This is a genomic window from Rhodococcus sp. NPDC003348, from assembly GCF_053589375.1.
Map to the genome: position 1 here is coordinate 113,048 of NZ_JBSFRT010000015.1, position 17,124 is coordinate 130,171.

General features: G+C 69.3%; 15 protein-coding genes and 1 pseudogene. 4 read left to right on the forward strand and 12 right to left on the reverse strand.

What is annotated here, in order from left to right:
* Window positions 1-14: 14 nt before the first annotated feature.
* From ACWDU4_RS12685 to ACWDU4_RS12715, 7 genes and pseudogenes are all read right to left on the reverse strand, one after another.
* Entirely contained in the window at window positions 15-722 is a 708-nt protein-coding gene (locus ACWDU4_RS12685; protein ID WP_450114259.1) for a class II aldolase/adducin family protein, read from the reverse strand.
* An 11-nt stretch (window positions 723-733) separates the two neighbouring features.
* Window positions 734-1,891: an LLM class flavin-dependent oxidoreductase gene (locus ACWDU4_RS12690; protein ID WP_450114260.1), complete on the reverse strand. Its 1,158-nt coding sequence runs from the start codon at window positions 1,889-1,891 to the stop codon at window positions 734-736.
* Window positions 1,888-2,931, reverse strand: a complete 1,044-nt coding sequence (locus ACWDU4_RS12695) for an LLM class flavin-dependent oxidoreductase (RefSeq protein WP_450114261.1) — start codon at window positions 2,929-2,931, stop codon at window positions 1,888-1,890. The genes ACWDU4_RS12690 and ACWDU4_RS12695 overlap by 4 nt, the downstream gene beginning before the upstream one ends.
* Window positions 2,928-3,978, reverse strand: a pseudogene (locus tag ACWDU4_RS12700) (ABC transporter substrate-binding protein). Before ACWDU4_RS12700 ends, ACWDU4_RS12695 begins: the two are co-directional and overlap by 4 nt.
* 9 nt (window positions 3,979-3,987) lie before the next feature.
* Window positions 3,988-4,785 carry an ABC transporter ATP-binding protein gene (locus tag ACWDU4_RS12705; RefSeq protein ID WP_450114262.1) on the reverse strand — a complete coding sequence of 266 codons (798 nt, stop codon included), beginning with the start codon at window positions 4,783-4,785 and terminating at the stop codon, window positions 3,988-3,990.
* The gene (locus tag ACWDU4_RS12710) at window positions 4,782-5,648 is read right to left on the reverse strand and encodes an ABC transporter permease (RefSeq protein ID WP_450114263.1); all 867 of its coding nucleotides are present in this window, start codon (window positions 5,646-5,648) and stop codon (window positions 4,782-4,784) included. Before ACWDU4_RS12710 ends, ACWDU4_RS12705 begins: the two co-directional genes overlap by 4 nt.
* A 1-nt stretch (window position 5,649) precedes the next feature.
* The gene (locus tag ACWDU4_RS12715; protein WP_450114264.1) at window positions 5,650-6,717 is read right to left on the reverse strand and encodes an NrtA/SsuA/CpmA family ABC transporter substrate-binding protein; all 1,068 of its coding nucleotides are present in this window, start codon (window positions 6,715-6,717) and stop codon (window positions 5,650-5,652) included.
* 261 nt (window positions 6,718-6,978) lie between these two features.
* On the opposite strand from ACWDU4_RS12715, the gene ACWDU4_RS12720 reads away from it, so the two are divergent.
* Both ACWDU4_RS12720 and ACWDU4_RS12725 read left to right on the forward strand, forming a co-directional pair.
* Entirely contained in the window at window positions 6,979-7,731 is a 753-nt protein-coding gene (locus tag ACWDU4_RS12720; protein WP_450114265.1) for an IclR family transcriptional regulator, read from the forward strand.
* Between the two features lie 115 nt (window positions 7,732-7,846).
* The gene (locus ACWDU4_RS12725; protein ID WP_450114266.1) at window positions 7,847-9,091 is read left to right on the forward strand and encodes an MFS transporter; all 1,245 of its coding nucleotides are present in this window, start codon (window positions 7,847-7,849) and stop codon (window positions 9,089-9,091) included.
* Between the two features lie 10 nt (window positions 9,092-9,101).
* Here ACWDU4_RS12725 and ACWDU4_RS12730 read toward each other — a convergent pair whose 3' ends face one another.
* On the reverse strand, window positions 9,102-10,295 hold the full coding sequence (locus tag ACWDU4_RS12730) for an MFS transporter (protein WP_450114267.1): 1,194 nt from the start codon (window positions 10,293-10,295) through the stop codon (window positions 9,102-9,104).
* Between the two features lie 135 nt (window positions 10,296-10,430).
* Here ACWDU4_RS12730 and ACWDU4_RS12735 point away from each other — a divergent pair, with 135 nt between their 5' ends.
* Window positions 10,431-10,874: a MarR family winged helix-turn-helix transcriptional regulator gene (locus ACWDU4_RS12735; RefSeq protein WP_450114268.1), complete on the forward strand. Its 444-nt coding sequence runs from the start codon at window positions 10,431-10,433 to the stop codon at window positions 10,872-10,874.
* A 30-nt stretch (window positions 10,875-10,904) separates the two neighbouring features.
* Here the strand turns inward: ACWDU4_RS12735 and ACWDU4_RS12740 are convergent, their stop codons facing one another.
* Window positions 10,905-12,461, reverse strand: coding sequence for a carboxylesterase/lipase family protein (locus ACWDU4_RS12740; RefSeq protein ID WP_450114269.1), 1,557 nt, complete (start codon window positions 12,459-12,461; stop codon window positions 10,905-10,907).
* A gap of 423 nt (window positions 12,462-12,884) precedes the next feature.
* Here ACWDU4_RS12740 and ACWDU4_RS12745 point away from each other — a divergent pair, with 423 nt between their 5' ends.
* On the forward strand, window positions 12,885-13,469 hold the full coding sequence (locus ACWDU4_RS12745; RefSeq protein WP_450114270.1) for a hypothetical protein: 585 nt from the start codon (window positions 12,885-12,887) through the stop codon (window positions 13,467-13,469).
* 30 nt (window positions 13,470-13,499) lie between these two features.
* On the opposite strand, the gene ACWDU4_RS12750 is transcribed toward ACWDU4_RS12745, so the two are convergent.
* The 3 genes from ACWDU4_RS12750 to ACWDU4_RS12760 all read right to left on the reverse strand — a co-directional run bounded on the left by ACWDU4_RS12750 (window position 13,500) and on the right by ACWDU4_RS12760 (window position 16,586).
* Complete coding sequence (locus tag ACWDU4_RS12750; protein ID WP_450114271.1) at window positions 13,500-15,278, reverse strand: AMP-dependent synthetase/ligase; 1,779 nt, start codon at window positions 15,276-15,278, stop codon at window positions 13,500-13,502.
* Entirely contained in the window at window positions 15,271-15,729 is a 459-nt protein-coding gene (locus tag ACWDU4_RS12755; protein ID WP_450114272.1) for a MarR family winged helix-turn-helix transcriptional regulator, read from the reverse strand. The genes ACWDU4_RS12750 and ACWDU4_RS12755 overlap by 8 nt, the downstream gene beginning before the upstream one ends.
* A 77-nt stretch (window positions 15,730-15,806) precedes the next feature.
* Entirely contained in the window at window positions 15,807-16,586 is a 780-nt protein-coding gene (locus tag ACWDU4_RS12760) for a GNAT family N-acetyltransferase (protein WP_450114273.1), read from the reverse strand.
* Window positions 16,587-17,124: the final 538 nt, after the last annotated feature.

The following is a 17,124-nucleotide window of genomic DNA, read 5'->3' on the forward strand; positions in this document are numbered from 1 at the left end:
TGATCGGTCCGGGCTCAGACGAGTCCGCGGCGGCGGGCCTCGTCGAGCAGGCCGCTGCGACCCCACTGCGCCACGAGGTTGGTCTTGTCGAAGTCGACGGTGCCGCCGACGAGTTCGCCGATCGCCTGGTACTGCGCGCCCTCCTCGAGCAGGACGACGAACTTCGCGAGCTCGAGCAGGCCGGCGCGACCGATGACGTTGACGCCGCCGTTGGCCTCGAAGATCGCCACCAGATCCGGGTCGTCGACCAGGCGGTCGAGGATGAAGTCGCCGGGCGACTGGCTGCGGTCGATGTGCGGCGGGATGTCGCGCGAGAGCGTCAGGCGCTGCGAGGCCGCGTACTTGATGCGCAGAGTGCGGTGGGTCTGGGCCCAGCCGCCCAGCCACGGGGTGTGCACGTGGACGATCGACGTGATCTCGGGGTGCTGGCGGAACACCTTGGCGTACCCGGTGACGAACCCGGCCGGTCCGGCACCGGCGAGGACCTCGCCGTCGAAGGTCGCGAGGGTCGGCTTGGCGCTGCGGTCCTGGGTCCACGGTCCGGGCTCGTTGAGCGCGACCGCGAGTTCCTCGCCGGGGACCCGCTCGACGAAGTTGACGGTGCCGTTGGCCGAGACGGTGCCGGTCTCCCGGAACACCCGGAAGGCGGTGTCGGCGGCGCGGCGGGCCTCGTCGACAAAGGCCTCGACGGCGGGGCTGATGCGAATTTCGGTGCTGGTCACGGTAATTGCTCCTATCGGACGGAAAGACTGCGGACCTGGGTGGGAGTGGTGCGACGCAGCAGCGGCAGCACCTCCTCGCCCACGCGATAGGCCTCTTCGAGGTGGGGGTTGCCGGCGAGGATGAACGCGTCCACGCCGAGATCGATCAGCTGGTCGAGCCGCTCGGCGACCTGCTCGTAGCTGCCGACGAGGCCGAACGCGGGCCCGCCGCGGATGAGGCTGAAGCCGCACCACACGTTGGGCTGGACCTCGAGGTCGCGGTACCCGGTGATGTTCTCCGGCACCCAGCCGGCGATGCGGGCGGCGCCGACGGAGTCGCCCTGCGCGGCGCGGTTGGCCGCGTCCCGGTCGACGAAGGCCCAGCCCTTCTCGATCTCCGCCCACGCCGCTTCCTCGGTGTGCCGGGCGACGATGTCGATGCGGACCGCGAACTTCGGTGTGCGGCCGATCTTCGCGGAGTGCTCACGGACGCCGTCGAACTTGGCCCGCAGGTCCGCGAACGGCTCGAGCCACGACAGGTAGTGGTCGGCGTGTGCTCCCGCAGCGGCGACCGCGGCGCCCGACGACCCCGAGAAGTACACCTCGGGGAACGGCTGCCCCGCCAGCAAGGGCGACAGCGCGGCGCCCTCGGTCCGGAAGAAAAGGCCGTCGTAGTCGAGCGGGGTACCGTCCCACACCCCGCGCAGCACGTCGAGGAATTCGGTGGTGCGGGCGTAGCGGTCGTCGTGCGCGACCTTGTCGCCCCACCACAGCTGCGGCGCTCCCCCGCCGCCACTGATGATGTTGTAGACGAGTCGTCCGCCGGTGGCCCGCTGCAGGCTGGCCGACATCCGCGCCGCCTGTACGGGATGCAGGAAGCCGGGCTGGAACGCCACCATGAACCGGTAGGTGTCGCTCTCGCGGGCCAGCGCCGAGGCCGCGGCCCACGGGTCCTCGGTGATCGGGAACGAGGGCAGCAACCCGCCGACGAATCCGGCCGACTCCGATGCCTTCACCACCGCGGCCATGTGGTCGATGTAGCTGTAGCCGTCGAGTCTGCCTGCGCGGATCGCGGGCGCGATGTTTCCGGGGCCGTGCCCGCCCGCGTGACCGCGGTTGTAGCGACGAGGGGTGCGCAGCGATGCGTGGTCGCCCTCCATCCCGATGCGCCAGTAGAAGTCGGTGCTCATGCGTGGGTCTCCGTCCCGGTGAGTGTGCGGCCGGCGGGGTCGACGAGGTGCAGCAGGTGCTCGCCCGCACGGTGCAGTTCCTCGATGTGTGGGTGCCCGGTGAGCTCGAAGACCTCGAACCCGCGGTCCCGGTACTCCGAGAGCGCCTGTGCCACTTGCTCGTAACTACCGACGAGCCCGGTCGAGTGCCCGTAGCCGATGTGGTGGAATCCCGCCCAGCGGGGGCCTTGCCCCGCGAGTGCCCGGACCTCGGCGTCGGGCGCCCCGGGATGCACCTCGCGCCACTGTCGCAGCACGCGGGCCCACGCCTCGTCCTCGGTCTCGCGGGCGACGACGGGCAAGGCGAGGCCGGCCCGGACGGTGCGGCCGTGACCGCTCGCGGCCTCCAGCAGCGACGCCAGCGCCTCGTCGACACCGTCGGTCTCGTCGAACACGTGCACGTCGCCGTGCGCGGCGGACAGTGCCAGCGCCTCGGGCGAATCGCCGATCAGGTACACGGTGGGGAACGGCAGCCCGGACAGGATGCCGCGGAATCCGCCGTCGGTCACGTCGTAGTACTCGCCGGCGAACTCGAAGCCGGTACCGCCGAACCGCGCGGGTAGCACCTGTTCCTCGTTCCACACCCCGCGGGCGACGGTGAGGAACTCGGCTGCCCGCCGGTAGCGGTCCGCGCCGGCGACCCGGTCACCGCGGGCAGCGGCGTCGGCCTCGTCGGTCTCGACGCGCAACCGCCAGTCGAGCCGGCCGTTCGAGAGCCGCTGCAGGGTCGCCGACAGCTTGGCCGCGTACACCGGTGTCCCGAACGCCGGATGGAACTCGACGCCCACCCGGACGTGCCGTGTCTGCCGCAGGGCAGACCCGGCGACCACCCACGACTCCTCCCCCGCCGGGTCGTACGGGACGACCACACCGTCGAGGCCCGACAATTCGGCAGCGAGGACAACCTGGTCCAGGAAGTCGAAGCCGTCGCGGCGCGCGGAGACGGTGTCGACGTGCCGCCCGTCACCGCGGACCGGCAACTCCCACAGGAACTCGGTCACGGTGTCACCTTTCGCTCGCCGGCGAGCAGCGCGCTCGCCTGCTGCAGGGGTTTCCGGCGCGACCCACGACCCGAGATCGAAGTCGGCGGCCAGGAAGCCGTGCGTGTAGAGGAACTGCTTCTGGATGTCGAGCAACTCGAGCCGCTCGGCCGACAGGGTCGGGTGCAGGTCGCGGTGGAACGAGTCGCCGTAGGCGGCCTCCACTCCCACTGCGCCGGAGAAGGTTTCCCGGGCGAGCACCTCGCGAACCTCGTCGAGATTGCCGGCGGCCCAGTCCGCGGCACGCAACGTCTGCGCGAGGAACCCGACGACCAGGTCGGGTCGCGTCTCGAGCAGCTCGGCGTGCACGGTGATCGGGCGCGGGGTTCCGTTGTTGACGCGCAACCGCTTCGACTCGGTGGCGTCCAGATCGACGGCCACGCGCAGTCCGTGCTCCCGTGCCACTTCCTGGGCACGAGCGCCCTTGACGTAGATCGCGTCCACTTCGCCATCGAGCAACGCCTCGACACCCCAGGTGGTGATCCTGCGACCGGACTGGGCATCGGTGCGCACCTGCGGGCTGCGCTCCACCTCGACCTCGACGGGCCGGACGTCGGCCAAGGTCAGTCCACCGAGGCGGAGCGCGTCGGCGAATCCGTGCAACGCCATCGCCCGCGGGAAGCTGCGGGTCCGGTCCTGCGCCCACGCCGGGATCGCGATCCGCAGCCCGGCCAGATCACCGGGCCCGGTGGCGGACGAGTCGGGGGCCACCAGAATCGCCTGGGCCTCGTCTATCCAGGTCAGGCCGATCAGCCGGGTGGGCGAGCCCTCGGAGCGAGCCGCGAGGGCAGGCACGTTGCCGCCCTCGCGAATCAGGCCGAGCAGTTGGTGGTCGAAGTGTCGCGCCGCCAGCTCGGGACCGGCGTCCTGCAACACTCCCAGCCCGACTCCGGCGCTGGCGGCGCTCTCCCCCAACCAGCCGAGACTGTGCGCCAGACCGCTCGCGGTGGGCACGGGGCAGCGCGTGTACCAGAGGGTGTCGAGGACGGTGTCCGCTACAGCTGTCATCTCGTGCTCCTAGGTGGTTGTGGGGGAAGTGGTGCGACCGACGCCCAGCTCGGACAGGAAGGCCGCGCGATACCGCAGCGATTCCGGGTCGGTGCGGTCGCGGGGGCGGGCGAGGTCGATGTCGGTGTCGACGGCAAATCGGCCCTCGTTCAGGATCAACACCCGGTCGGCCAGCCGGACCGCCTCGTCGACGTCGTGCGTCACCAGCAGCACCGCAGGGCGGTGGCGAGCCACGAGGTCGCCGACCAGATCCTGCATCTGCAGCCTGGTCAGGGCGTCGAGCGCCGCGAACGGTTCATCGAGCAAGAGCAATTCGGGCTCGCGGACCAGTGCCCGGGCCAGCGCGACGCGTTGCGCCTCACCGCCGGAGAGCGTTGCCGGCCACTGCCGAGCCTTGCCGTCGAGGTTGACCTCAGCCAGCGCACGGGCGGCCCGCTCCCGGGTCTCGCTCGTGCGCGACTGACCCACGGTGACGTTGCCCAGGACCCGTTTGGACGGGATCAACCGCGGCTCCTGATAGACCGTGGTGCGACGGGTCGGAACGAGAACCGTACCGGCGTCCGGCTTCTCGAGTCCGGTGAGCAGCCGGAGCAAGGTGGTCTTGCCCGTGCCGGAGGGCCCGAGGAGGACCACGAACTCACCGCGGCGGATCTCGAGGTCGACGCCGTCGAGCACGACCTTGTCACCGAATGTCTTGCGCAGTCCGCTGATCGAGACCGCAACCGGTTGGCCCGCGCGGCGGTCGTTCGCGGCCGTCGCGGTCTGCGCGCGACGGGCCAGGGGCGGCAGGGGCGCTTCGGGGCTCATCGGATCGCCACCTGTCCGCGCCACGGCATCGCGAACCGTTCCACGATCCGCACCACCCCGTCGAAGACCAGACCGAGCACCGCGTACAGCACCACGCACAGCACCATGTAGTCGGTGCGGTTGTACTCCTGCGCGAGCGTGACCAGGTAGCCGATGCCCTCCCGGGTGCCGACCTGTTCGGCCGCGATCAGGCCGGTGATGGAGATGGACAGGCAGATTCGCAGCGCCATCAGTACCCCGGGCAGCGCCGCGGGCAGGATCGCCTCGACGACCAGCCTTGGCCCCCGCAGCCCGAAACTCTGCGCGGCCTCGACCATCTTCCGGTCGACATTGCGGACACCCAGGTAGGTGTACGCGTACATCGGGCCGACCGTGGCGACGGTGATCAGCAGGACCTTGAACGTCTCGTCGATACCGAACCAGGCGATGAACAACGGGACCAGCGCGAGGAACGGGATCGCCCGGTTGATCTGCATGGTGGAGTCGATCAGTTCCTCGCCGAGGCTGGACAGCCCGGACAGCACCCCGAGCACCAGCCCGCCGGCCACCCCGAGCAGTACCCCGAGCGCGGCCCGCTTGAACGAGGCGAGCGAGAAGTCGACGAGCTGCCCGGTCTGGTACAGCTCGGTGAAGGCGGCCCACACCTTCGGCGGTCCCGCGAGGATCTCCTCGGGGATGGCGCCGGTCGCCGAGCCGATCCACCAGGCCGCGACGATCAGGGCGGGCACCAGAAAACGCAGCGGCACCGACACCCAGCGCGGTCGCCGGCGGCCCGCCCGGTGTCGCGGCGTCTCCAGTTCGAGTTGCCCGGGGACTGCGCGCTCGCCGCCGCTCTTCGCCCGGGGCGAGGTCAGGACGGCCATCTCAGCTCACCGGGGTGGGAGCGGACTGGTTCGACGCCGCGGGCGACTGGGCCGGCTTCTCCTGCAATGGGTAGAAGACGTCGTTCGCGGTGACCGCCCGCGTGATCACCCCGTTCTGGAAGAACAGATCCGCAACCTCCTGAAGGTCCGCGGCGTCCGCGGCAGTCGGGTGGTGCGGCACCGATGCCCGCCTGCCGAGATCGACGGCGCGGGCGAGCCGGTCACCGGACAGTGCTCGCGGACCGGCCTTCTCGAACACGTTCTGGAAGTCCTCGGGATTGCTCCGCTGCCGTTCGGTCAACTGCTGCAGCGTCTCGAGGTACTTCGCCGCGACGTCGGGACGCTTCTCGAGGACCTCCGTGCGGAACGCGACGATCGTGTTGTCCTTCGAGTCGATACTCGCCTCGGTCGCGATCTCGACGCCACCACGGGCCTTCGCCTCCTGGTACGGGTCGTTGAACGACGCCCAGGCGTCGACCTGGCCGGTGGAGAAGGCGGAGGCGGCGTCCGACGGCTGCAGCGGGACCCGCTCGACCTGGTCGAAGGGAATACCGGCCTGCCGCAACGCCTTCAGGGTGATGTACTCGCCCTTGCCTGCGGGGTTGACGGCGATGCGCTTGCCGACGAGGTCCTTGACCTCCGTCACGCCCGAGTCCGGCGAGGCGATGATGCCGGCCTGGTCCTGGTCCACCGGATCGGCGACGGCGATGATTCGCACGCCGACGTCCTTGGACAGTGCCCCGACGACCGGACTGTAGGCACCACCGGAGACGTCGAGTTGGCCGGCGTTGAACAACTTGAGGTTCGCGCTGAACGCGGGCGGCGCATTGACCCACTCGACCCTCGCCCCAAGCGGAGCGAGCGCCTGGTCGAAGGTGCCGTCCCGCTTGGCGACCGCGAGAGGCCCCGCGTTGCCGCCGTCGGTGACCTTGAGGACGAAGGTGGGTTCGGCGCCCGGCGCGGCCTCGCTCGTGTCTTCTCCCCCGGATCCACATGCCGCAACCAACGCGACGACGGGAAGGATCGCGAGCGCGGCACGCGCCCGGGGCAGTCGGCGGATGGGAGGCATCGAATTCGGCTCCTGTCGAGGGGTGGCGGGTTCGGTAGCGACGACGTTAGGTCCGCAGCACCGAGGAGCCCAGCCATACCTTTCCGCTGATCGGAAAGGCTGACTCGAAGGTTGGGTCTGTGATTCGAACCTCGACCAGCAGATCGTCTGGATGTTCTACGCCACTTCGCTGAGCGGAGCCGACCGACTGCGGTCGATTCTTTCCACAATCCGGAAAGGATCTCCCCATGGTGCGCCTCGCCTTGTGCTAGCGTCCGCGACGTGCCCACCCCCCAACCCCACGGTCAGCTCCAGTCCGTCACGCGCGCCCTCGCGGTGCTCGGATGCTTCCGCGGCGGCGAGCACCTCGGTGTCTCGGAGATCGCCCGTAGGCAGGGCCTGGCGGTGAGCACGACGCATCGACTGCTCACCGCACTGGTCGACGCCGGATTCCTCGACAAGGTGGAGGCGACCAGCCGCTACCGACTCGGCGGCGCGCTCGCCGAGTACGGCCAGATCGCGTACCGGCAGCACCGCATCTACCTCGCCGAACCGCACCTCGAGGAACTGGCGACCATCACCGGCGCCAGCGCGTCGATTGCCACCCGCCACGGCAACGACGCGGTACTCCTGGGGACAAGTCGCTGGCGCGAGGCCGACGGACACGAACTGCAAGGTCTGCGTCTCCCCCTGCATGCGAGCGCACTTGGCAAGGCCCTGCTGGCCTGGTCACAGGCGACCGACGACGAGCTGACCCGGTTGCCGTACGAAAATGGCACGGCCCGTTCGATTTCCGGACCGGTGGAGTTGGGGAAGGAGCTCGCACTGACCAGGGAACGGGGATACGCCTTCAACGACGAGGAACTCGAACAGGGATTTCGGACCATCGGCGTACCGATCGGCGGGGAAACCCAACGGGTTCGATTCGCCCTCGGCGTGCGCGGTCCGGTCGACCTGATGATCGACCAGAGAATTCCGTTCCTCGTCGATCTGGCGAAAGTGGCCGCCCGCGAGATCGCGGCCGTACTCGACTGACCCACCGGGTGCCGGCCACCGTCGGTTCCGACGACTTCGCGGAAATTCGCTCGCGCGCCGTGGTCCACCGGGCTAGCGTCGAGTCATGTCTCCCCCGTCCTGAAAGGGCCCCGACATGACCGCGCCGACGGCGATCTCGACCCGCCGGCTGACGCCCCTGCTGCTGGTCAACCTCGCAACCCTGTTGTCCGCGACGGGCAACGGCATCACGATCGTGGCTCTGCCGTGGCTGGTGCTACAGCAGACCGGACGGGCCACCGATGCGGCCGTCGTGGCCGGCGCCGCGACGCTCCCTCTGCTGCTCTCGTCGCTGTTCTCCGGGACCGTCGTCGACCGGTTCGGCCGCCGTCGCACCTCGCTCGTCTCCGATTCACTGTCGGCGCTGTCGGTGGCGCTGATCCCCGTCTCGTCCGCGACGATCGGACTGTCGGTGCCGCTGATCGCGGCCCTGGCCGCGCTAGGCGCCGCGTTCGACCCGGCCGGCATCTCGGCCCGCGAGTCGATGCTGCCGGCCGCGACCGCCGCCGCGGGCTGGCGACTGGACCGCGTCAACAGTCTCTACGAGGCGAACTACAACGTCGCGTATCTGATCGGACCCGGCGTCGGTGGCGTGCTGATCGCCACCGTCGGCCCGGTGAACACACTGTGGGTGACGGCGGCCTGCTTCGCCGGGTCGATCGTGACGATCGCGTTCCTTCGCCTCGACGGTGCCGGGGTCCCGGACCACGAGACCCGTCCCGCGTCGATGTGGTCCGGGACCCTCGAGGGGCTGAAGTTCGTGTGGCGCAACCGATTGCTCCGCACCCTCGCCCTCGTCGACATGGCCATCGTGGCGCTGTACATGCCGGTCGAGAGCGTCCTGTTCCCGGTGCACTTCACCGACCTCGGGCAGCCCGCGCAGCTTGGCTGGGTGCTGATGGCAATGAGCATCGGCGGCGTGATCGGGGCCCTCGGTTACGGCGCGCTCGCCGCCCGGGTGCGCCGCCGGACCCTGATGCTGGTCGCCGTCACCGCGCTCGGCCTCTGCATGGTCGGGATGGCGTTCCTGCCGCCGCTGTGGGTGACGCTCGTCCTCGCCGCGGCGATCGGGTTGGTGTACGGCCCGGTCGGCCCGATCGCGAACTACGCCATGCAGACCCGCAGCCCCGAGCACATGCGCGGGCGGGTCGTCGGGGTGATGACGTCCACCGCCTATGCGGCCGGTCCGCTCGGGTACCTGCTCGCGGGACCGATGATCGACGCCGTCGGTCTGCAGGCGACGTTCTTCGCGCTCGCGATCCCGGTGTGCGTGATCGCCGCGATCTGCTTCCTGCTCCCTGCCCTGCGTGAACTCGACGACCCTACCGATCCACCGGTGTGAACCCAGGCCCTCACACCGGCGCGGGCACCTTCGACACAGCCTGTTCGCCGGCGACGTCCGCGCGCCGCTCGGAGGCGGTGGCGACGAGCAGAACCAGCAGACCGGTCGCGGTGACGGCGGCACCGATCCAGATCGGGGCGGTGAAGCCGAGTCCGGCGGCGATCGCGAGCCCGCCGAGCCACGCACCGATGGCGTTGCCGAGGTTGAACGCGGCGATGTTGGCGCCGGATGCCATCGTCGGCGCCGACGCCGCGTGGTTCATGATCCGCATCTGGAAGCCGGGGACGGTGGCGAACCCGAAGGCGCCCATCAGGATCAGCGACACCAGCGTTGCCGGCTTGCTGTGCGCGGTGAGCGCGAACACGACGAGCACCACGGTCAGCACGGCCAGGATCGTGATCAGCGTCGGGGTCAGCGCCCGGTCGGCGGCTCGACCGCCGAGGGTGTTTCCGAGCACCAATCCGGCGCCGAAGAGCACGAGCAGCCACGGCACCGTCGTGGCGGCGAACCCGCCGACCTCGGTGAGCGTGTAGGCGATGTAGGTGAACGCCCCGAACATGCCGCCGAATCCGAGGACCGTGATCGCGATCGAGTACCAGACCTGCCCCGATCGGAAGGCTCGCAGTTCCGCCCGCAGGCCGCCGGCGGTCCGGTCGCCGGTGGTGGACGGGACCAGGGCGGCGATGCCTGCGAGCGCCACGATCCCGATCGCGGTGATCGCCCAGAAGGTCGACCGCCAGCCGAACTGCTGACCGATGAAGGTCCCCGCCGGCACTCCGAGCACGTTCGCAACCGTCAGGCCGGTGAACATCATCGCGATCGCGGCGGCGCGCTTGCCGGGGGCGACCAGGTCGGCGGCGACGACGGCCCCGATCCCGAAGAATGCCCCGTGGCACAGTGCCGCGACGATCCGGCCGGCCAGCATGACGTCGTAGGTCGGAGCGAGGGCGCTGAGCGCGTTGCCGACGACGAAGAGCACCAGCAGAGCCATGAGGACCCGCTTGCGGTCGAAGCGTCCGGCGGCGGCCGTCAGCACGACGCCACCCACCGCGACGGACAACGCGTAGCCGGAGATCAGATATCCGGCGGTGGCCTCCGAGACGGCGAAATCGCCCGCGACCTCGGGCAACAGGCCCATGATCACGAATTCGGTGAGACCGATACCGAACCCGCCGACGGCAAGGGCCAGGAGACCGAGAGGCATCCGAGTTCCTCCACATTTCGATTGCTTGAGCAGATATCGCGCGCATACATTAGTTGCAGGCGCGTCATAAATAGTTGCACGCGCCGACTATCAGCGCAAGCGGCTATGCTCGGGTGACGACAACGGGAGGTGGACGTGGGTATCGCGGACGACGCGGTCGAGGTGCGAGCACAGGGCTGGCGGACCCTCGCGGCCCTGCACGGACTGCTCGACACCGAGCTCGAACGCGCACTGCAACGGGAGCACGACCTGTCGGTGGTCGAGTACACCGTCCTCGACGCCCTCGGACGCCAGGACGGGTGGCACATGCGCATGGCACAGCTGGCCCGCGCCGCGGCACTCAGCAGCAGCGCGACCACGCGACTCGTGAACCGGCTCGAGAGCCGCGGACTGCTCGCGCGGTACCTGTGCGAGGACGACCGCCGCGGGATCTACACCGAGGTCACCGAGGCCGGGCGGGCGCTGCTCGACCGGGCGCGACCCACCCACGACGCCACCCTCGAACAGGCACTGGACAAAGCCTGCGCCACACCGGAACTCGCACCGCTCGTCGCGGCACTGCACGCCCTGCCGCGCTGACGGCGGCCGCGCCGGTCAGCTGCCGCCCGCTCAGCTGAAGCCCATCACCTCATTGCCCCAGGCGGCCCGGAGCGCCTGGTCCGGATCGGAGACGAGGGTGTCGGACTTGTCGATCAACAGGGTCGAGCGGGTGTCATCCGTGTACCGGGCCCAGTGCTTCGACCCGTCCAGCGCGGCGGGCACCCCGTGCCGGGCGAACGCCAACCAGCGCCGCTGCATCCGACCCGCCACCTCGACCGCGGTCTTTCGCCCACCGAGCCAGAACGTCGGATCGACGTTCAGGGTGCCGAAATTGCCGAACACGTAGGGCAATTCGGTGGCATGGCTCGCTCCGACCCGGGCGGCCTTGAGCATGGGGGTGGCGTGGTCGAAGCGGTACACCCATGTCGGCGAGTGCGAACAGTGCGCGTCCGCGATCCACAGGCACGGCATCCGGAACGCGGCATCACGCGAGACGGCCATCGCCCCGGTCGATTTCATGAAGTCGGGGTAGGCGGCGATGACCTCGGCGATCCGCGACGGCGACAGGTCCGCGTGGTCGGCCGCGATCGCGTCGAACATCTGCGACACGGTGTCCGCGGTGACCGGCAGGATCGGCGACCGGGTCAGCCGGAATATGGACGCCTCGTCCCTGTTGGTTCCGATGATCAGCGGAATCCGATGCGCGAGTCCCTTCTGGAACGCCGCCACCGGGTACTTCGGCACCAGATCCCGGTCGACGACCGGCGCCATCGCGAGCGTTCCGGGCACGGAGGTGACAACATCGTCGAGCAATTTGTCGCCGATCCGGGTCAGCTCCTCGAACGGCAGCTCCCGCAGCCGCCCGGCGTCGGCCGGCGCCAGTCCCGCGAGCTCGAGGTACCGGGCGGCGACGGCGGCCGCCCGTTCCGTCCCGTACACCGACGTGGCGGGCGCGCTCTGCGCGATCGCGCGATGGAACAGGCCCTCCGCCCGCGGCGCCGTCATGAGCGTGGTGATGGACCCGGCGCCGGACGACTCCCCGAACACCGTCACGTTGCCGGGGTCGCCCCCGAACGCGGCGATGTTGTCGCGGATCCATTCGAGGGCGTCGATCTGGTCCCGCAATCCGATGTTGGACTCGAACTCCGCCCCGAACGAGGAGAAGTCGAGGAACCCGAACACACCGAGCCGGTAGTTCACGGTGACCACGATCAGATCCCCGGTCTCGGCCAGATGCCTGCCGTCGTACACCGTCTGCGACGAGGCACCGACGCAGTACGCGCCGCCGTGGATCCACACCATCACCGGTCGCGGCTCTCCGTCCGGACGCGGCGCCCACACGTTCAGCGACAGGCAGTCCTCGTCCTGCACCAGGTCGGGATCGATCGGCACCTGCATGGCCTTGGCCTGCGGCGCGATGGGGCCGAAGTCGCGACAGTCGCGTTCACCGTCCCACGGCGTCACCGGCAGCGCACTGCGGAACCGGCGGCCCTGCCCCGCCGACGCGTACGGCACGCCCTTCCACACGAGCACCGAACCCGCTGCATATCCGCGCAGTGCGCCGTCCGATATCCGCACCGTCAGGGTGTCCGGTGACGTCACTGCACCGTTCTCGTCGGTCTGCACGACTGCCTCCCTCGGGCCGCGGTCACGTCATTCGCCAACGTACCAAGGGGCGACCCGGCTCGGCGTCTGCTCGTCACGCACGTCTCGCAGCGGTCGGGGCGAGCACCACCTCACAGCCACCCGATCAGGTGCAATGGCCCACATGAAGGTGCCCCAGGCCCCGGACCACCGCCACGTGGTCGGCGTGCCGGCGTCACCGGCGGCGCCTCTCCGGATTCGGAGCCACGATCGCCCACGGTGTCCTTCTCGCCCGACGTGAACGAGGTCGGGCCGGGCGAGTTCGACCTGTCCGCAGGCCATGACGTCGCGGCCGTCGGCAGGTGCGTCGGGCCCGGGCCGCAGACTTGTGCACGCTTGCGCAGCGGCCGGGCGACCACCACTCGGTCGATCCGACGCCGTCGGCCAAGCCCTACGATGGCGCGCATGGGTGCGTCACGAATCATTCTGCTGCTCACCGTCGTCTGCTGCACAGCTGTGGTCGGGGGCTGCGCGCAGTCGGTGGACGGCTCCGCCGCCCCGACCACGCAGCAGGTGACGGCGACGACAACCACTTCCGCAGCACCACGCACCACCACGCGAACCCCACCGACGACCACAAGCACCGCACCCGCGGCGCAGGTGGCGGAGTACATGGGCGGCGCGAGCGGGTCGTACTACTTCACCAGCCCGAGTTCGAAGTTCGAGTGCGCCGTCGTCACCGCCCCGAATCCGGTGGCCGGATGCCACGGCAAACTTCCCGCCACAGCGCCACAGGTGCCGGCTCCGGGCGGTCCGGGCACCATGGCCCCGAACGCAATCCGCGTGACCGCCGCCGGTCCCGGCGAGTTCGCCGCCACCGGCGATCCCGCGTTCCACCGCTTCGACGGCACCGCTAAGGCACTTCCCTACGGGTCGGCGCTACGGGTACAGGGCTTCACCTGCACCGTCGACGAACACACCGGCGTGACATGTGCCAGCGCCGCGGGTCACGGCTTCACGGTCTCGGACGCGGCCTTCCGGCTCTGGTGACCCGTTTCGTGTGAAACGGGTCATCGAGGTTCAGGAGTAGAGCGAATCGATCTCGGCGCCGAACCGTTCGGCGACGACATTGCGTTTGATCTTCAACGTCGCGGTGAGCTCGCCGCTCTCCTCGGTCAGATCGCGGGAGAGGATGACGAACTTCTTCACCGACTCCGCATGCGACACCGAAGAGTTCGCGTCGTTGATTACCGCCTGTACCGCGGCTCGCAGGTCCAGGTCCTCGCTCAGGTCCGCCACCGTGGCGTCCTCGGCCTTGCCGTTCTCGGTGCGCCATCGCGCGAACGTGTCGGGATCCACCGTGACCAACGCCCCGATGAACGGCCGCCCGTCCCCGACCACAACGGCCTGCGACACGAGTTCGTGCGATCGCATCCGGTCCTCGAGCGGCCCCGGCGAGACGTTCTTGCCACCGGCGGTGATCAGGAGATCCTTCTTGCGCCCGGTGATGGTGAGGTAGCCGTCCTCGTCGAGCGACCCGAGGTCACCGGTACGGAACCAGTCGCCGTCGAAGACCTCCGCGGTCGCGGCGTCGTTGTTCCAGTACCCACCGAAGACGACACCGCCGCGCAGTTCGATCTCGCCGTCGTCGGCAATCCGGACGGAGTTGCCGCCGAGCGGCTGCCCGACACTCCCGATCCTCTGGGCCCGCGGCATGTTGACACAATGCGCCGCAGTGGATTCCGTCAGGCCGTAGCCCTCGTAGATCGGGACGCCGAGACCGCGGAAGAAGTGACCCAGGCGCGGCATGAGCGCTCCGCCGCCGGAGATCGCCCACCAGCACTCGCCGCCGAGGACCGCACGCAACTTCGAGTAGACGAGCTTATCGGCGACGAAGTGCTTGACTCGCAACAGCGGCGACGGCGCGCCCGAGTCGAGCGCCTCGCTGTACTCGACGGCCGTGGTCTCCGCGAAGTCGAATACGCGCTTCTTCAGCGTTCCCCCGGCCGATGCCTGTTGCGCCGCGGCATCGCGGACCTTCTCGAAAACTCGTGGCACACCGAGAATCACGTTCGGACGGAACCTCGCGAACTGTCCGACAATCGTCCCGAAGTCGGACCAGTGGGCCTGGGTGCCACCGGCCTCGAACATCGCCAGCGACACGGCGCGGGCGAGGACGTGCGCGAGCGGCAGGAACGTCAGCATCCGGTTGCCGGGACGAGCGACCGAGCCGACGCTGGAGGCCAGGATGCCCCGGATCTCGGACAGGAAGTTCCGGTGCGTGAGCACACAGCCCTTGGGTCGTCCCGTCGTCCCGGAGGTGTACACCAGGGACGCCAGATCGTCGGCCCGCAGAGCCGAGACCCGCTGCTCCACCACGTCGTCGTCGAGGTCCGCACCGGATGCGAGGAGCGTCTCGACGGCGGCGTCGTCGATCTGCAGGACCCGGGCACCGGAACCGACGAAGGACTCGGCATGGAACGCGGTTTCGACGATCGCGACCTTGGCGCCCGAGTCCTCGACGATCCACTTCACCTGATCCGCCGAGGACGAATCGTAGATCGGCACCGACGCGGCGCCGGCCGCCCAGATCGCGAAGTCGAGGAGCGACCACTCGAAGCGTGTCGCCGACAGCAGGATGACCCTGTCTCCCGGCTGCACGCCACCCCGGATCAGCCCCTTGGCCACACCCGTGACCAGGTTCGCGAACTCGGCGGCCGTGACATCCACCCATTCGTCGCCACGTGGACGAGAGAACAACACCAGGTCCGGCGTCTCTCGGGCGTGCCGATAGACCGTCCGCACGACTGAATCGTCGTCGGAGATGGTGAAGGTGGGCGAGGTCGCGTATTCACGCATTCGGGTCGCCTCCGCTGTTGTCGGGAGTGGAATCTGGGATCGCCGTACGGAATCGGTGCAAGAGTTCGCCGAGCTGCTGGACATCCGAATCCGACCAGCCACGGACGCGGCCGGCCACCTCGGCGAGACGGTGTTCCGCCGCCAGTACCAGCACCTCTCGACCGGCCGGGGTGATCGAGAGCGGATGACCGGTACGCACGGGTCCGGCTTGGGCACTCACCCAACCGCTGTCGACGCATCCACGCACCTGCCTCGACACGGTCGACCGGTGCACCCCGAAAGCATCGGCGATCTCGGTCGCCCGGCAGCCGGGATGGCGGTCGATGAACGAGAGCACCGAGTGCTGGGCGAATGTCGGGGAACCGGCGTCCACTCGATCGCCGGTCATCAGCTGCCGCACCAGGTGTACGAGCTCCTCGTGCACCTGCGTCACGGCACCGCTGTGTTGCATGACGCAACTATATCGCCGATAGAGCCGGGTGAATACCCCCGGTATGCAGTCCCTGGAGTGATCCCGGCTACGTCGATTCAGAGCGCGAACTCGGTGTACCGACCTACCGGGGTGAACCCGATCCGCGAGTAGACCGGCGCACCCTGGGCACTCGCTTCCAGGACGGCGATCCGCGTCCCTGCCCTGCGTGCCACGTCCAGGGCGGCCAGCGTCACCGCGGTGCCGTGACCGCAACGACGGAACTCGTCGAGAGTGACGACGCCGTACAGGCCGGCGACACCATCACTGACGTGCACCTCGGCGCCACTGACCGGACGTCCGCCGAGATACCCGACGACGAACGTACTCGCACACGACGGACGCAGGACCGCCTCGGCAACCGTGTCGAAGTACGAGACCACGGTGGCCGAGGACGGCGTCCAGTTCGCCGCCATCAGGGTCGCGTAGTCGCGGAGCGTCCGCCGATCGCGGACGGTTTCGACCCGCAGATCCGAGCGAGTGCCGGGAACCGGGACATCGGAAAGTGATGCGGTCATGGCCAGTTCGGATTCCTGCTCCACGAATCCGTTCACCGTAAGCAGGGCAGGCAGATCCGCGGGAGTCGACGCCGGGCCCACCCACCACGAGAACGGGCGCCCCGTCGCGCGCACGAGTGCGGCGGTTTCCTCCACGCGCTCCGACGCATCGTCGATCGTGAACCGCGCACGACAGATCAGGTTGAAGGTGTCGTCGTGCAGGCCGCTGTCCGCGAGAAGCAGATCGTCGCTGGTGTGTACCCGAGCCCCTGGTATCGCCGAGTGCAGGTGCGACGCGTGAGATGCCAGATTCGCGTCCATCGCGCCGAGTATCCGATTCACGTCCTGATCCTAGGTAGTCCGATGCACACGACTTTTCGTCGGTGCACACGGCCTTTATGCGTGCATTCCGTGTGTGCACGCTCCAACAGGTATGTGCACACGGGTTTTCCGCGCCGGTTAGCGGAAGTGTCGTGTGCACACGCCCCGTCGTCGGTGCACACGGCCGTTGCGCGTGCATTCGGTGTGTGCACGCGGCATCGGGTGTGTGCACAGGGGTTTTCGGTGCCGCGGACGGCGTACCGCAGCCGGCATCGCGGCGCGGACTCCCCTCCGGGACGAGCACACAGGCGTTCGCCGGTCCACACAGGGGTTGGACGTGTAGCGGGTATGTGGACGCCGCATCGGGTGTGTGCACGGGGGTTTTGGCGCCTGGCGGCCAACTGTCGTGTGCACACGCCCTGTCGTCAGTGCACACAGCCTTTATGCGTGCATTCCGTGTGTGGACGCTGCCGCACCGAGTACCCGCCACCGGCATAGCGGCACGGCCGCCCCGCCGGGACGAGCACACAGGCGTTCGCCGGTCCACACAGGGGTTGGA

Bases quoted from the DNA above. Each gene is read 5' to 3' on its own strand.
- ACWDU4_RS12690 (WP_450114260.1), bottom strand. From the start codon at position 1,891: ATGAGCACCGACTTCTACTGGCGCATCGGGATGGAGGGCGACCACGCA.
- ACWDU4_RS12755 (WP_450114272.1), bottom strand. From the start codon at position 15,729: ATGCAACACAGCGGTGCCGTGACGCAGGTGCACGAGGAGCTCGTACAC.
- ACWDU4_RS12705 (WP_450114262.1), bottom strand. From the start codon at position 4,785: ATGAGCCCCGAAGCGCCCCTGCCGCCCCTGGCCCGTCGCGCGCAGACC.
- ACWDU4_RS12745 (WP_450114270.1), top strand. From the start codon at position 12,885: ATGGGTGCGTCACGAATCATTCTGCTGCTCACCGTCGTCTGCTGCACA.
- ACWDU4_RS12715 (WP_450114264.1), bottom strand. From the start codon at position 6,717: ATGCCTCCCATCCGCCGACTGCCCCGGGCGCGTGCCGCGCTCGCGATC.
- ACWDU4_RS12730 (WP_450114267.1), bottom strand. From the start codon at position 10,295: ATGCCTCTCGGTCTCCTGGCCCTTGCCGTCGGCGGGTTCGGTATCGGT.
- ACWDU4_RS12725 (WP_450114266.1), top strand. From the start codon at position 7,847: ATGACCGCGCCGACGGCGATCTCGACCCGCCGGCTGACGCCCCTGCTG.
- ACWDU4_RS12710 (WP_450114263.1), bottom strand. From the start codon at position 5,648: ATGGCCGTCCTGACCTCGCCCCGGGCGAAGAGCGGCGGCGAGCGCGCA.
- ACWDU4_RS12750 (WP_450114271.1), bottom strand. From the start codon at position 15,278: ATGCGTGAATACGCGACCTCGCCCACCTTCACCATCTCCGACGACGAT.